This is a genomic window from Streptomyces sp. NPDC052301, assembly GCF_044593395.1.
GTDB lineage: Bacteria > Actinomycetota > Actinomycetes > Streptomycetales > Streptomycetaceae > Streptomyces.
This window is the reverse complement of record NZ_JBIUBE010000001.1, coordinates 696,960-712,294: the sequence shown is the minus strand read 5'-3', so window position 1 is coordinate 712,294 and position 15,335 is coordinate 696,960. Positions and strand designations below refer to the sequence as shown.

Annotated in this window: 11 protein-coding genes; 7 read left to right on the top strand and 4 right to left on the bottom strand. The window is 71.6% G+C overall.

The window, feature by feature from the left end:
* Positions 1–6: 6 nt before the first annotated feature.
* Both dxs and ACIHEJ_RS03000 read left to right on the top strand, forming a co-directional pair.
* Positions 7–1,905 (top strand): 1-deoxy-D-xylulose-5-phosphate synthase, encoded by a 1,899-nt coding sequence (gene dxs, locus ACIHEJ_RS03005; RefSeq protein WP_400131522.1) that lies wholly within the window; start codon positions 7–9, stop codon positions 1,903–1,905.
* Entirely contained in the window at positions 1,902–3,287 is a 1,386-nt protein-coding gene (locus ACIHEJ_RS03000; protein WP_400131520.1) for an aspartate aminotransferase family protein, read from the top strand. Before dxs ends, ACIHEJ_RS03000 begins: the two co-directional genes overlap by 4 nt.
* A 117-nt stretch (positions 3,288–3,404) precedes the next feature.
* Here the strand turns inward: ACIHEJ_RS03000 and ACIHEJ_RS02995 are convergent, their stop codons facing one another.
* On the bottom strand, positions 3,405–3,833 hold the full coding sequence (locus tag ACIHEJ_RS02995; RefSeq protein WP_400131518.1) for a DUF4231 domain-containing protein: 429 nt from the start codon (positions 3,831–3,833) through the stop codon (positions 3,405–3,407).
* Entirely contained in the window at positions 3,830–8,302 is a 4,473-nt protein-coding gene (locus tag ACIHEJ_RS02990) for a hypothetical protein (RefSeq protein ID WP_400131516.1), read from the bottom strand. The genes ACIHEJ_RS02995 and ACIHEJ_RS02990 overlap by 4 nt, the downstream gene beginning before the upstream one ends.
* Positions 8,303–8,389: 87 nt before the next feature.
* Here ACIHEJ_RS02990 and ACIHEJ_RS02985 point away from each other — a divergent pair, with 87 nt between their 5' ends.
* Positions 8,390–9,802, top strand: coding sequence for a hypothetical protein (locus ACIHEJ_RS02985; protein ID WP_400131514.1), 1,413 nt, complete (start codon positions 8,390–8,392; stop codon positions 9,800–9,802).
* Positions 9,803–10,051: 249 nt separating this feature from the next.
* On the opposite strand, the gene ACIHEJ_RS02980 is transcribed toward ACIHEJ_RS02985, so the two are convergent.
* Entirely contained in the window at positions 10,052–10,339 is a 288-nt protein-coding gene (locus tag ACIHEJ_RS02980) for a hypothetical protein (protein WP_400131512.1), read from the bottom strand.
* A 145-nt stretch (positions 10,340–10,484) separates the two neighbouring features.
* On the opposite strand from ACIHEJ_RS02980, the gene ACIHEJ_RS02975 reads away from it, so the two are divergent.
* Genes ACIHEJ_RS02975 through ACIHEJ_RS02965 form a run of 3 tightly spaced genes read left to right on the top strand, consistent with a single transcriptional unit; the run spans position 10,485 to position 12,073 of the window.
* Positions 10,485–11,108, top strand: a complete 624-nt coding sequence (locus ACIHEJ_RS02975; RefSeq protein WP_400131510.1) for a helix-turn-helix domain-containing protein — start codon at positions 10,485–10,487, stop codon at positions 11,106–11,108.
* Positions 11,105–11,227: a DUF6126 family protein gene (locus ACIHEJ_RS02970; protein WP_366017298.1), complete on the top strand. Its 123-nt coding sequence runs from the start codon at positions 11,105–11,107 to the stop codon at positions 11,225–11,227. The genes ACIHEJ_RS02975 and ACIHEJ_RS02970 overlap by 4 nt, the downstream gene beginning before the upstream one ends.
* Before the next feature lie 45 nt (positions 11,228–11,272).
* Positions 11,273–12,073, top strand: coding sequence for a hypothetical protein (locus ACIHEJ_RS02965; protein WP_400131508.1), 801 nt, complete (start codon positions 11,273–11,275; stop codon positions 12,071–12,073).
* 5 nt (positions 12,074–12,078) lie between these two features.
* On the opposite strand, the gene ACIHEJ_RS02960 is transcribed toward ACIHEJ_RS02965, so the two are convergent.
* Positions 12,079–12,876, bottom strand: coding sequence for a tyrosine-protein phosphatase (locus tag ACIHEJ_RS02960; RefSeq protein ID WP_400131506.1), 798 nt, complete (start codon positions 12,874–12,876; stop codon positions 12,079–12,081).
* Between the two features lie 172 nt (positions 12,877–13,048).
* On the opposite strand from ACIHEJ_RS02960, the gene ACIHEJ_RS02955 reads away from it, so the two are divergent.
* Positions 13,049–15,121 carry an alpha-galactosidase gene (locus ACIHEJ_RS02955; protein WP_400131811.1) on the top strand — a complete coding sequence of 691 codons (2,073 nt, stop codon included), beginning with the start codon at positions 13,049–13,051 and terminating at the stop codon, positions 15,119–15,121.
* Positions 15,122–15,335 lie beyond the last annotated feature (214 nt).

The following is a 15,335-nucleotide window of genomic DNA, read 5'->3' as shown; positions in this document are numbered from 1 at the left end:
CCCAGCGTGACCATTCTGGAGACGATCCGGGGACCACGCGACCTGAAGGCGCTGTCCGAGGCGGAACTCGGCGAACTGTCCAGCGAGATACGTGACTTCCTGGTGCACGCGGTGTCGCGCACCGGAGGGCACCTCGGGCCCAACCTGGGGGTGGTGGAACTCTCCGTCGCGCTCCACCGGGTCTTCGAGTCACCGGTCGACCGGATCCTGTGGGACACCGGTCACCAGGCCTATGTCCACAAGCTTCTGACGGGCCGGCAGGACTTCTCCAAGCTGCGCGGCAAGGGCGGGCTGTCCGGCTACCCCTCGCGCGAGGAGTCCGAGCACGACGTCATCGAGAACAGCCACGCCTCCACCGCGCTCGGCTGGGCCGACGGCCTCGCCAAGGCCCGCCAGGTGCGGGGGGAGAAGGGCCATGTGGTCGCGGTCATCGGTGACGGCGCGCTGACCGGCGGCATGGCCTGGGAGGCGCTGAACAACATCGCCGCCGCCAGGGACCGCCCGCTGATCGTCGTCGTCAACGACAACGAGCGTTCCTACGCGCCGACCATCGGCGGTCTCGCCAACCACCTGGCCACCCTGCGCACCACCGACGGCTACGAGAAGGTCCTCGCCTGGGGCAAGGAGGTCCTGCAGCGCACCCCGGTCGTCGGATCCACCCTCTACGAGTCCCTGCACGGCGCGAAGAAGGGCTTCAAGGACGCCTTCGCCCCGCAGGGCATGTTCGAGGACCTGGGCCTGAAGTACGTCGGCCCGATCGACGGCCACGACATCCAGGCCGTCGAGTCGGCGCTGCGCCGCGCGAAACGCTTCCACGGCCCCGTCCTGGTCCACTGCCTCACCGAGAAGGGCCGCGGCTACGAGCCCGCCCTCAACCACGAGGAGGACCACTTCCACACCGTCGGCGTGATGGACCCGCTGACCTGCGCGCCGCTCATCCCGTCCGGCGGGCCGTCCTGGACGTCGGTGTTCGGCGACGAGATCGTGCGCATCGGTGAGGAGCGGGACGACGTCGTCGCCATCACGGCCGCCATGCTGCACCCCGTCGGTCTCGGCGGGTTCGCCGAGCGCTTCCCGGACCGGGTGTGGGACGTGGGCATCGCCGAGCAGCACGCGGCCGTCTCCGCGGCCGGCCTCGCCACCGGCGGACTGCACCCGGTCGTCGCCGTCTACGCCACCTTCCTCAACCGGGCCTTCGACCAGCTGCTGATGGACGTCGCCCTGCACCGCTGCGGGGTGACCTTCGTCCTGGACCGGGCCGGTGTCACGGGCGTGGACGGGCCCTCCCACAACGGCATGTGGGACATGTCCGTGCTGCAGGTCGTGCCGGGCCTCAGGATCGCCGCCCCGCGCGACGCCGACCAGCTGCGCGCGCAGCTGCGCGAGGCCGTCGCCGTGGACGACGCGCCCACCCTGGTCCGCTTCCCGAAGGAGTCCGTCGGCCCGGCCGTCCCCGCGGTCGACCGCGTCGGCGGCCTGGACGTGCTGCACCGGGCCGAACGCCCCGAGGTGCTGCTGGTGGCCGTCGGCGTGATGGCACCGGTGTGCCTGCAGGCCGCGGAACTGCTCGAGGCCCGGGGCGTCCCGTGCACGGTGGTGGACCCCCGCTGGGTGAAGCCCGTGGACCCGGCCCTGCCCGGTCTCGCGGCCGGACACCGTCTGGTGGCCGTGGTGGAGGACAACAGCCGGGCCGCCGGCGTCGGTTCGGCGGTCGCCCTGGCCCTCGGCGACGCCGATGTGGACGTACCCGTACGGCGGTTCGGCATCCCGGAACAGTTCCTCGCGCACGCCAAGCGCAGCGAGGTGCTGGCCGACATCGGTCTCACGCCCGTCGAGATCGCCGGGCGGATCAGCGCGAGCCTGGCCGTCCAGGACGCGGGCGGCACAGCGAAGGAGAGTGAATGACCACCGAGTTCGACCTCGGCGCGCTGCTCGCCGAGCGCGGAGCCGAGCGCTACGAGCTGCACAGGCGCCACCTCAACCCGCAGCTCCCGCGCATGCTGCACACCATCGGCTTCGACCGGGTCTACGAGCGCGCCGAGGGGGCCCACTTCTTCGACGCGGAGGGCAACGACCACCTGGACATGCTCGCCGGGTTCGGCGTGATGGGGCTCGGCCGCCACCACCCGGTCGTCCGCAAGGCGCTGCACGACGTCCTCGACCTCGACCTCGCCGACCTCACCCGCTTCGACTGCCAGCCACTGCCCGGCCTGCTCGCCGAACGGCTCCTGGCGCAGAGCCCGCACCTGGACCGGGTGTTCTTCGGCAACAGCGGCACCGAAGCGGTCGAGACCGCCCTGAAGTTCGCCCGCTACGCCACCGGCAGGCCCCGCGTCCTCTACTGCGACCACGCCTTCCACGGCCTGACCACCGGCTCGCTGTCGGTCAACGGCGAGGACGGATTCCGGGACGGTTTCGCCCCGCTGCTGCCCGACACCGCCGTGCCCCTCGGTGATCTGGACGCGCTGGCGAGGGAGTTGCGCAAGGGAGACGTGGCCGCCCTGATCGTGGAACCGATCCAGGGCAAGGGTGTGCACGAGGCTCCGCCCGGCTATCTCCGGGCCGCGCAGGAGCTGCTGCACCGGCACAAGGCGCTGCTCATCGCCGACGAGGTGCAGACCGGCCTCGGCCGCACCGGCGACTTCTACGCCTACCAGCACGAGGACGGGGTGGAACCGGACCTGGTGTGCGTGGCGAAGGCGCTGTCCGGCGGTTACGTCCCGGTGGGGGCCACCCTCGGCAAGGAGTGGATCTTCAAGAAGGTCTACTCGTCGATGGACCGCGTCCTGGTCCACTCGGCGAGCTTCGGCTCCAACGCCCAGGCGATGGCCTGCGGCCTCGCCGTGCTGTCGGTCATGGAGAACGAGCAGATCGTCGCCGGGGTGCGCAGGACCGGCGAACTGCTGAAGTCCCGGCTGGCGGAGCTGATCGGGAAGTACGAGCTGCTCGCCGACGTGCGCGGCCGGGGCCTGATGATCGGCATCGAGTTCGGCCGGCCCTCCTCGCTGAAGCTGCGCAGCCGCTGGACCATGCTCCAGGCCGCCCGCAAGGGCCTGTTCGCGCAGATGGTCGTCGTACCGCTGCTGCAGCGGCACCGCATCCTCACCCAGGTCTCCGGCGACCACCTGGAGGTGATCAAGCTCATCCCGCCGCTGATCATCGACGAGTCCGACGTGGACCGGTTCGTGGAGGCCTTCACCGCAGTGATGGACGACGCGCACAGCGGCGGCGGCCTGATGTGGGACTTCGGCAGGACGCTGATCAAACAGGCGGTGGCGCACCGCTGACCGCGGGACCCGAACGGTCCCCACGGCCCTGCCGGTCACGATCCCGGTGCGGGGCGTGGGGACCGTAGCCTGACCTGGCGGTCACCCTCGCGGATGCGACCGTCGACCGGGAGACGGTCAGAAGATGTTCCGCTCCCGGTGCCGCTGGCGGAGTTCCAGGAACCGGGCCCGTACCTCCTCGGCGGGCAGACCGCCCTCCGCCTGCACCAGGAGGTCGGCCAGCGCGTCACGCGACTCCATGAACCCCCGCCACTTCTGCTGGGGTTTGAGCCAGGTGTCGACGGCCGTCGTGACCGCGACGACCAGGGACAGGGCCGGTATCCAGGACAGCAGCCAACTTCCTTTCGCGTGGCCCAGGTTCTGGTCGGCGGCCACGATGGCGCTGGTCACGATCAGAACGATGCGCAGGCCGTAGTAGGTACCGCCGTACGCGTTCGTCCCCACCCTCCAGCGGCGCAGCTCCCGGCTCAGCTCGCGCCGGAGGACGGGCGGCAGCTCCGCGAGCCCTTCGGAGGAGGAGGGCGGTTCCTGGGCCGTAGCGGTCATGGTGTGCCCTTCCAGCGCCGGCGGTCGGAGAACTCCAGCAGTTCCACGAGGTGGACTACGCGCCCGTGGCCCACCGCGAGAAGCACCGTGTCGGAGTGGTGAGGGTCGCGCAGCATGCTGACGGTCGACACCGGCTCAGGGAATCCGCGCACGCCAGCGAGCCGCGCTTCGGCCTCGGCGTCCCAGATCTCCACGGCGCGGCCGGCGGTGGGGACGGCGACCAGAGTCCGTCCGTCGGCCGTGGCCACCGCGGCCACTTGGCAGACAGGCCCGCAGCCGAGCTCCGCCCGGATCGACCGGGAGGTCAGGTCCCACACGCGTACGGCGTGCGCGTCGGCGCTGACCAGCGTCGAGCCCTCGGTGCCGAGGACGGGGACGAGGCTGTGCACGCGCCCCTGATGGGCCTTGCTTCCGTCGCCGGGGCCGCGCAGCTGTCCGACCGGCCTGCCGGACGGGTGTTCCCAGAGTGTGATCTTCCCGCTCTTGTCGCCGCTGGCCAGCCACATCGTCCCGTCGGCCTGCGGGGCGAAGGCGATGGCGCTGACACCCCGGCGATGGCCGCGCAACAGCCGGACGCGGGAGCCGAGCCGGGCGGGCAGCCGGTGACCGCGGCTGTCGTGCAGAGCGATGGTGCGGTGGCGGCCGGCCGCGACGAGCGCGGCGTCGCCGTCCTCGACGAGGGCGGTCGCCGTCAGCGCGACCACCGGTGCAATGCTCTCGTGCCTGATGAGCGGATGCCCCATCGCGCTCCAGAACTGGACGGATCCGTCCAGACTGCCCGAAGCCAGCGTCGCGGGGCGCTTGGCCGTGCCCGGCACCCAGGAGAGCGCGCTGACGCGTGCGTCATGACCCGAGATGACCTCGCGGACGGCCATGGGGCCGGGGCCCATGCCCTGCATGTAGGTGGCCGGGGTGTCGTAACGGATGTCCGTGATGACCGCGCACCGGGCGATCCGCCGTCCCGTTCTCCCGTCCCAGATCCAGACCGTTCCGTCCGCGGTGCCGGTGGCGAGCAGCAGCCGGCCGTCGGGCAGCGCGACGAGATCCGAGCCGGTGACGGCGTCCTCGTGGGAATGGCCGTGCCGTGGGCGGTCGTCGATGGTCGAGACAGCGGTGTTCCACAGCCGTACGGTTCCGTCCCGGCTTCCGCTGACGACGAAGACGTCACCCCCGCGATCCCGCACGCCCGCCACGGCCAGGACATCGCCGGAGTGACCGGTCCAGCCGCCGACGGGGCCGCGTCCTCGTCTCAGCCGGACCCCACCCTCCGGTCCGCCCGTCACAAAGGCGGCCGGGTCGTCCTTGACACCACCGATGCACTCGGGGGTGAAACCGATGGCCTTGGGCGTGAACCCTCGGTCCCCCTTTCCAGCGTTGTCGCCGACCGGTGCCCCGGTTCTCAGATCCAGGCAGCGCAATCCGTCGACGAACGCCCCACCGCGGCCCACGACAACGGCACGTCCGTCGAGCTCCGCCAGGGCGATGCCGTGGCGGGACCGCAGCTGGCCGGGCAGCTTGTGCCACCACGGCCGTGGAGCGCTGACATCTGCCGGCGATGCGATCTTCCAGGTGCTGACCGCGCCCGTGGTGTGGGCGGCCACGAGCACGTCGCCGATCCCCGGAAGAGCGGTGAGGGCCAGCGCGCGCGTGCCCAGACCGCCGCCGTACCAGGTCTGCAGCGGTGCGCCTCGGTCGATGTCCCAGAGGCGGACAAGGCCGTCCCGGGCGCTCGTCGCGAGCAGCGGTTCGCCGTCCGCGGTGGCGCCGAAGGCCATGGCCGTCACCTTCCGGCGGTGGCGGCAGGGGTCACTCACCGGCAGGCCGTCGGAGACGTTCCACAGGCGCACCTCGCTCTCCGAGGCGGCGGCCAGCAGGAGCCGGCCTCTGGTGCGGGTGAGTTCCACCGCCGTCACCGGGGCGTGGCCTGCGGGCAGTGTGTGCAGCAGTTCACCCGAGGTGCCGTCCCACAGATGGACCGCGCCCCGGTCGTCCCCCACGGCCACAGTGAGCGTGCCGTAGGTGTCGAGGTCGATCGCGACGGCGCCCACCGCACTGGTCGGCCCGCCGGCGAGCACGCCGTGAAAGTTCGTTCGGCGGCCGTTGCCCCACCGGACCCGCCAGCCCAGCTGCGCTTCCGTTCTCAGCTGGGGCAGTGCGTCCGGTTCGTCGATGCCGGCGCGCAGCTGGAGCAGGGCTGCCCGGTCCTCGGGGGTCAGGTCCCGTAACTCGTCCCAGACCCGCAGATACAGCCGCGGCAAGGAACTACGTTGCTGGTCGGGCGTGTTGAGGACCCGCATCATCCGGGTCGGGTCCGCGTACGGCAGGATGCCGGAGTCCTGGACGAGGTGGTCGAGCCGGCCCGCGGCGAGGGCGTAGGCGGGCAGATACTTGAGTGCGTACGGTGTGGCGCGGATCCAGTCCGGCCGGTCGTCGCCGCCGGGCACGGTGGCCAGGACGGCCTCGTAGAGGAGGAGGGGTGCACGGTCCGCCGAGGCGACGGCCTGGCGCAGGTGATCGGCGTACGCCTGGTGGTAGAGCCGGTAGACGCTCTGGCCCTCCTCGCCGGCCTCGATCAGGTGAGCACCGGCGTTGTCCAGGACCCAGGCCACGTCGTCCTCGGTATAGGCGCGTGCCCCGCCGGTGAGAGCCGTTGCCGCGGTGGCCCAGATCGTACGCTTGGGCAGGCCGTGGCCCAGTGCCCAGGCCAGCGGGGCGAGCAGGTCGGTGACCTTCTGCCGCAGCGCGCCGTACCGGACCAGATCGGCCGCGAAGACCTCGGCCACGTCACGGCTGCGGAAGATCTCGCGTGCCTCGGGCCCGTCCAGGTCGAGGACGTCGTTCCGACCGGCCAGCGCCCGGGTGAACAGACGGGCCATCAGGAAGACCGACTCGCTCTCCTGCGCGACGCGCAGGGCTGCCTCGCGGGTGAGCTGGGTGTCGGCAAGGTCGTACGGGGAGTCCTTCAGATCGGTGAGGCGCTTGTAGGCGTACGCCGCGATGTCCTTGGTCGCGTCGGTGTCCTGATCGAGGTCGAGGCAGTGCCGCCATCGCGGGGCGAGGACCGCGATCAGGTCACGGGCGGCGCAGTCCTCCGCCTCGACGGCACGACGACGTGTGCCGACGAGGACCTTGACCCCGGTCAGGTCGGCAAGCGGACGCAGCAGGCGTCCGGCGATGGCGCCGACCGCCTCCGGTCGTGCCTCGTCCAGCGCGTCGACCAGCACAGTGAGCCTGCCGTTCGTCCGGCCGACGGCGGCGACGAGCTGCTCCGGGTCGTGCCAGCCGCCGCGGGGGGCTTCCAGCCCCAGGGCGCCCGCCAACGCGTCGACGCAGTCCAGTACGTCCTTGCCGCGCGCGTGGATGCCCACGTCGATGGCGCCGATGTCGGGCAGTGTGCCGGGGTCCGCGCCGCGGACCGCCTGCGGATCGGCCTCGTCGACGTCCTTCCGGTACGACGCGTCGGACAGCACGGCGAGTCGCCCGAGCAACGCCGACTTGCCGCTGCCCGGCGGCCCCGTGACGACGAACATGCCGGAGTCCTCCGTGCGCAGCCACGTCACAATCTTCTTCAGGGCCTTGCTGCGACCGCGGAAGAAGTAGCCGTCGTCGTCCACGGCGTCGACACCGCGGAACTTGAGCATGAAGTGCTCACGGACGTCCTCGCGCCGCAGCGCCGGCCAGGCGCGGCGGCGCTCGAGGTCGGTGTCCGGGAGCTCCGGGTTGTAACGCGGGTTGGGGAAGAACGTGGTGGAGAAGACGCCGACCCTGCGCACATGGAGGGGTTGGCTCGTGCCGAGCTGAGCGTCCAGCGCATTGACCATTTCATCGATCGTGATTCCGCGGTCACGTGGCCCCCAGACCCGCCCCTGCACCTGTTCGTCCGGGTCCTGCAGGACCGCCCGCATGGCCTCGCTGAGCGCCCGCTCATCTGCACTCTCGCCGGAGGGCGCCGAGCACACGACCACCAGCTTGGGCGGCCTGACGCTCCTCTTCTCCTCGATCTTCCCGGTGAACGCCTCGTCTACCTCGAGGGCGCCGCCGCCCGAACTGCACGCATCCATGACGAGGACGATTTCGCGGGCGCCGCACCGCGCCAACATCTCTCCCAGATAGGCGGGCCTCATCGCGTCGGCAGAGCTGATCTCCGTGTCGTCCGAGTCGGAGCACAGCAGGTAGAAACCGCTGTTCTGCAGCTGGCGGCCGTGCCCGGCCCAGTAGACCAGCAGGCGCTCGGTGCCGGAGGGCAGATCCAAGGACCCGAAGAGATCGTGCAGTTGACGGAAGCGCAGGTCTTCAGGGCGCCGCCGTCCGCCGCCAGGGTGGCGGCGAAAGCCTCCGGCCACCAACAGGTCGACCACCGCGTCGACCTGGCCGCGCAGATGTTCCAGTCGTCCCATGGACGGGGACTCGTACGCGTCCACGACGATGTCCAGGACAATTCCCCGTTCGTCCCCCGCTGCGTTGTGCATGCCTCTATCTTGGTCGCCTCCGGCCTGCGTCGTCAGGTCGTTCCGCGGGTTCGACGGTCCTCCCGTCATGACAGCTGAGGCGGTGTCGTGTTCACGCAGCGTCCGGAGGAGAGGCTCCTTCAGGAGGAGGATCTCGTCGTGGTGGTGCCGGGCGTTCTCGGCAGTGTGCTGCGCAGGCCGGACGGCCGGTATGCGTGGGACGCCTCGCTTGCCATGGGGGCGCAGTTCCTGCGTGACTTCTGCGCGACCCTGGAGGCCCTCAGACTCCCGCCCGGCCTCGGTGACGGCCCGCCGCCCGCGCGGGACGCGCTTCGGCCCGAGAAGTTGATGCCGGGCTGGCAGGTCTGGCCGGGCTTCTGGGCAGGCGCCGGATACCCGGCCCTGGTGAGGTCCCTGCAGAAGTGCCTGAAGAACCCCGAGCGACAGCTGATGATCTTCCCCTACGACTGGAGGCTGTCGAACCGGTACAACGCGCGACTGCTCCTGGACCGGGCGAAACGGCATTTGTACGAGTGGCGTCGTGAGGGCGGCGGTCCCCACGCACAGCTGCAACTCGTCTGCCACTCCATGGGCGGCCTCATCGGCCGGTACTTCCTGCACGTCCTCGGCGGCGCGGACATCACCAGGCGGGCGTACACCATCGGCACTCCGTACAGCGGTTCCGTGAAAGCGGTGCGCGTTCTGACGGGCCGGCTGTTGCAGCCGCCCTGGCGCTGGTTCAGCGAGCGTCTGCGCCCCGTCGCGGAGACCTTTCCGTCGATCGCGGAACTCCTCCCGAGCCACGTCCACGTCGCACAGCCGGGGGGCGAGGGCGGCGCGGGGGACGACCGCCGCGCCGACGCCGTCCCTCTGCGGGACTGCCACGTTCCCGGCCTCAGCCGTGAGGCCGTGGAACACTCAGCCGCCTTCCACCGCGCGATCGGGAACAACGAGGCGGCATCGCCGGACAGGCTGGTGCACGTGTTCGCGGGAGGCTGGCAGCCAACGGAACAAACCGTGGTGATCGACCCGCCGGAGCTGCGCTTCACCCGCCGAGAGCGTCGATTCAACTGGGGTGACGGCACGGTGCCGCGGTTCAGCAGTGTGCCTCCGCACTGGGAGGACGATGCCCACGCCATGTTCTACCCGGCGACGCACGTCGGTCTGACCAGCCACGCGGAGTTGCTGCGCGACCTCACCGGAAAGATCACCGCCATCGCCCCCAGAGCGAGGCTGACGCCGGCCCGCCCACTGTCCCTGCACCTGCCCCCCGTTGCGTCGGCCGAAGAGACAGTGCCCCTCCAGGTCCACGCGGACAGTCCCTGCCTCACCCTCGACGCCCACCTGCAGAAGGCTGACGGAACCTCCTACGGCCGCCCCCTCCCGCTCCGCCCCGACGGCACGGGAGGCTACACAGCCGACCTCACCCTGCCGCCCGGAATGTGGCACATCACCGTGGAGACGACGAAGGAGTCCCCCGCGAGCCAGGTGGACGGCCTCGTCGTGGTGGTGTCCGACTGATCCCGGGGGACCGTCAGGCAGCCGTGGCGGGGTGTGGCCGTTCGTGGAGGACCTGGCGGGCGTGCCAGTCGGGGTGAGCGGCCGCGACAGAGCGCCGCCGGCTGCGGTCCGGCGGGTGGGCGGCTCGCGAGGGTGACTTCGGGGCGAACCGCCCGGTGGCACCCGTCTCCCGGAGATCCCGCACCCCGCTTCCGTCGTCTGCGGGCACCCCATCCGGGCTCGCGGAGGTGCGCGGGGACGAGACAGGCCTCAGGCGGGAAGCACCACGAACAGGAGGAAGGGGGCGGCGAGTCCGGTCGCGCCCAGGACGGTGCCGGTGACGGAGGCCCACAGGCGGCCGGCACCGAGGCCGGCGTAGTGGATTCCCATGGCGCCGAAGGTGACCGCGAGGCCGCCGGCGATGAGGCTCCAGGGCAGCAGGACGAACATCAGCGTGGGCCACGCGCCCGCGGCGGCCACGGCACCGAGGAAGAGGGCGAGCGGACCCAGGGCGGCGGCGGGTGAGTCACTGTGGCTGGGTGAGCCGGCTGCGGACATGATCGTCTCCCCCGTTTTTGAACATGTTCAAGTCTTGGGTGGAGCGTAGCAGGTCTCGCTCGTCCGTACGGGAGGGTGGGTGGCAGAGGCTTGCCTCATAGGCAAGAAAGTTGCCCCTGAGGCAACGCTCCGGCTCAATGGAGGCATGAACGCCTCAGACGCCGCCGCCTCGGCGGACCAGGGCGGGGACCTGCCCGCCGTCGCGCCCCAGCTGCGCGCACTGCGGCGCCGCGCCGGCCTCACCCTGGAGGCCGCGGCCCGCGCCGCCGGGCTCTCGCCGGCTCATCTCTCCCGGCTGGAGACCGGGCACCGCCAGCCCTCGCTGCCGATGCTCCTCGCGCTCGCCCGTATCTACGGTACGACCGTCTCCCACCTGCTCGGCGAGACGGTCGCCGACCGGGACGCCATCGTGCGGGCCGCCGACATGGAACCGACCCGGGCGGGCGGCTGGACCTACGTCCAGGCCGGAGCCTCCGGGCGCGGTATGCAGGCCCTGCGCGTGCGGGTGCCGTACGGCTCGCAGGGCGACATCGTCCGTGTCCACCCCGGCGAGGAGTGGCTGTACGTCCTCAGGGGACGGCTGCGACTGCGCCTCGGCGACAGCGCGCACCTGCTCGCACCCGGCGACAGCGCCCACTTCGACTCGCTCACCCCGCACCGGCTCGCCGCCGAGGACCACGACGGCGTCGAGCTGCTGTTCGTCCACACCCTGCTGCAGAGCCCCACGGCCACGCTGTGCCTGGGGCCGTTGAACGGAGAGCTGCCATGAGCGACCTCGAAACCAAGTTCCCCCGAGCCCTGTGGATCCGGCTGATCATCTACATCGCCCTCGGCCACGTCCTGGCCGGGTTCCTCTACCTGCTGTTCGCGGTGGGCGCCAAGGGCTGAGGCGTTAAGGGCTGAGGCGATCCGGCCGGGTGGGATCATGGGCGGATGCCCGAGACCTCCGGCCCGCCGGCCGCGCCCTGGCCGCTCGCCCCACCGTCCGCCGCCGACTGGCTGCGGGAGCTGGCCGGCAGCGGCCTCACCGGTTTCATGCCGCCCGCGCTGCCCGACGCGGCCTGGGTGCTCAACGCCATGTACGAGCACGCGCACGCCCCGGGCGAGGTGCCGTACGACGACGTCCACCGCGCGCGCCTGGCCGACGGAAGCGTCGCCCGGGAGGTCGTCGGCGGCACCGACCTCACCGAGGACGGGGTCGTCACCGGTGGCGGTCTGGGCCGTGCGGAGCACCCCGGGCCCGGCTGGCGGAGGCTGCGCTGGGCGGAACTCGCCGCGCGGACCGGCGATCCCGTGGTCCCCGAAGGGCTCCTGCCGTCCTATCGCTGCTTTCCCTCGGCGTCGAACGGGGGGAGCTGGCCCGTCTCGATCGTGCCGCCCACCGAGGGCAGCCTCGACCGTGAGACCTTCAACCGGCTGACACGGCTGCTCGCCGAGCACAGCGCGGCCGGGCCGGACACCAGCTGCTTCGCCTCCTACAACCCGCTCGTGCTCCTGGACTTCGACCTGGAGCACACCCACGTCCGGACCGGCCGGCTCGGGGACGCCGAGATCCTGTACGACAACCCCGAGGTCCACTACAGCCCATCCAACCTCTGGGCCGAGGACCGCTCCTGGGTCGTCTGCACCGACTACGACCTGTGGGCCACCAAGGTGGCGGGGCCCGCCCCGCTCGTCGAGGCCCTGCTGCGCGACACCGAGATCGAGGCGGTCCGGCTGCCCTGGGCCGCCTAGAGGGGTCAGTCCAGCAGGCGCTCGCGCAGCCGGTCGCGGGACTGCGGGGAGAGCCCGAGGCCCTGCTCCAGGTAGGTGTCGACGCCGCCCCAGGTGTCGTGGATGCTCTCGAAGGCCGCCTGGAGATAGTCGGCGCGGGCGTCGAAGAGGGGGCTGAGCAGCTCCATCACCTCGGGCGTGTACGCCGTGTCCGCGCTGCCGCTGCGGCGGACCTTGTAGCGGCGGTGCTTGGCGTTGGACTCCAGGTAGTCGGCGACGATCGCCTCGCGCTCCACGCCCAGCGCCAGCAGCGTCACCGCTATGGAGATGCCCGCGCGGTCCTTGCCGGCCGCGCAGTGCATCAGGGCGGGCACGCTGTCCTCGACGAGAGCGTGCAGCACCCGGGAGTGCTCGGCGGTGCGTTCCCTGACGATCTTCCGGTACGAGGCGATCATCCGGTCCGCCCCCTTGCCGCCGGCCAGGATGCCGCGCAGCTGGTCGAGGTCGCCGTCGCGGACCATGTTCCAGAACTCGGCGCCGTCCGCCGGGTCGCTCAGCGGCAGGTTCACGTTCCGGACGCCGGGCAGCTCGACGTCCGGGCCCTCCAGCTTCTGGTCGGCCGCGTTGCGGAAATCGAAGACCGTGTGCAGCCCCAGGCCGGCCAGGAAGACCGTGTCCTGCGCCGTCGCGTGCGCGAGATGACCGCTGCGGAACAGCACTCCGTGGCGCACCCGCCGTCCGTCCTCGGTCGGCAGTCCGCCCACGTCACGGAAATTGCGCACACCGGCCAGCTCGGGCTCGGTCGACGGGACCTGCTGCGTCACGGGGGCTCCTCCCGGTCGGCCCCGCCGTCGCGGCTCGTCGGCGGGCGCTCCCGACGACGATACGACATCGGTTTCCTCGGGCAAGGAGTTGCCCGCGGCCATTGTCACGAGGGGCGGAAGGGCCCGATGATGTTCGCACTTGAGCGGATCTGTTGGCACCTGTGAGGTCTCGATGGCGGACATCGCCGAAGACGGTCGTACCTGGCTCCTGTCGGGGCCCACCAGCAGTTATGCCCTGCATCTCACCGACGCGGACGAGCTGCTCCACCTCCACTGGGGGCCGCGGATCGACCTGGCCGACGCCGAGGCGCTGGCCGTGGATCCGCTGCCCGGCTACTGGCCCTTCGAGTCCCCGCTCGACGGCCGCGAGGAGTACCCGGTCGAGGGCGGTCCCCGCTTCGTCCGCCCCGCCCTGTCCGTGCGCACCGGGGAGCGGCGCGGCACCGAGTGGCGGTTCGTGTCCCACGAGACCGAGGGCGGGGAGCTGCGGCTGCGCTTCGACGACGACGGGCTCGCGATCACCCTCCACTACCGCATGCGCGGCGACGTCGTGGAGCGCCGGGTGTCGGTGCACAACGGGGGCCACGCCCGCGTGGAGCTGCTGCGGGCGGACGCGGCCACCTGGACCCTGCCCGATCGCGAGGGCTGGCGGCTGTCCCAGCTGCACGGCCGCTGGGCCGCCGAGTCCCGGCTCACCACCGCCCCGCTCACCTACGGCGAGAAGGTCATCGGCAGCCGCCGCGGCCACACCGGCCACCAGCACCTGCCCTGGGTCGCGCTGGACACCGACGCCACCGAGGAGCGCGGCGAGGTCTACGGCTGCGCCCTCGGCTGGTCCGGCTCCTGGCGCATCGCGGTCGCCGGGCTCCCGGACGGTCGCGTGCAGATCACCGGCGGCGCCGGCCACGACGACTCGGGCCTGCTGCTCCTGGAGCCGGGGGAGTCGTACGCCTCCCCGGTCTTCGCCGGCCTGTGGAGCGACACCGGATTCGGCGGGGCGAGCCGCGCCTGGCACGCCTACCAGCGGGCGTACGTGATTCCGGACGCCGACCGGGACCGGCCGGTGCTGTTCAACTCCTGGGAGGCGACCGCCTTCGACATCTCCGAGGAGCAGCAGCTCGCGCTCGCCCGCCGGGCCGCCGCGATCGGGGTCGAGCTGTTCGTGGTGGACGACGGCTGGTTCGGCGCCCGTACCGGCGACCGGGCGGGGCTCGGCGACTGGACCCCCAACCCCGACCGCTTCCCGCACGGCCTGAAGCCCCTCGCCGATCAGGTGCACGGCCTCGGCATGCAGTTCGGCATCTGGGTGGAGCCCGAGATGGTCAACCCCGACAGCGACCTCTACCGCGCCCACCCCGACTGGGTGCAGTACCAGCCGGGACGGAAGCGGACGGAGCTGCGCCATCAGCTCGTGCTCAACCTCGCCCGCCAGGACGTCCAGGAGTACCTGTGGGAGCAGTTGGACGCCCTGCTCTCCAGTGCCCCGGTCGACTATGTGAAGTGGGACTTCAACCGCTGCTTCACCGACGCCGGCTGGCCCGGCGAGCCGTACCCCCAGCGCCTGTGGGTGGACCACGTCCACGCCCTGTACGCCCTGCTGGACCGGCTCCGCGCGGCCCATCCCGGCGTCGCCTTCGAGTCCTGCTCGGGCGGCGGCGGCCGGATCGACCTCGGGGTGATGGCCCGCACCGACCAGGTGTGGACCTCCGACAACACCGACCCGCTGGACCGGCTCGCCATCCAGCACGGCTTCAGCCAGATCCACCCCGCCCGGGTCATGGCCGCCTGGGTCACCGACAGTCCGAACACCCAGCTCAACGGCCGGGTCAGCTCGCTGCGCTTCCGCTTCGTCAGCGCGATGGCAGGCGTGCTCGGCGTCGGCGGCGACCTCACCGGGTGGACCGAGGAGGAGCTGGCCGAGGCCCGGCGGTGGGTGGAGCTCTACAAGGAGATCCGTCCGCTGGTGCAGCGCGGCGAGCTGTACCGGCTGCGGCCGCCGGCGGGCGGCCTGAGTGCCGTCCAGTACGTCCACGGGGACGAGGCGGTCGTCCTCGCCTGCCTCCAGGCCCAGAGCCACGGCGAGCCGGTGCCGATGCTGCGGTTGCGCGGACTCGATCCGGCGGCGTCGTACGAATGCCGCGAAACGGGGCAGGTGCACCGGGGTGCGCTGTTGCTGCACCATGGGCTGCGCACCGGACTCAAGGGCGACCTGGATGCGGCGGTCTTCCGGCTGCGCCGTGTCTGAGAGTTCAGCCGGGCAGGCCGTGACACAGGCCGTGACGGAGGGACAGCACGCGAGCGCGGCGGCGCCGTGGGTCGACGGCCGCCGATCCCCCGGTCCGGTCTGTCGTGTTCCCGGCTCCAACAGCCTTGGCGGCAGCTGTATTCCTCGATCGCAAACTATTTGGGAGTGGCTCATCTCACCGTTCGTCAACCCCGGCCTACGGTCGCGTAAGTCA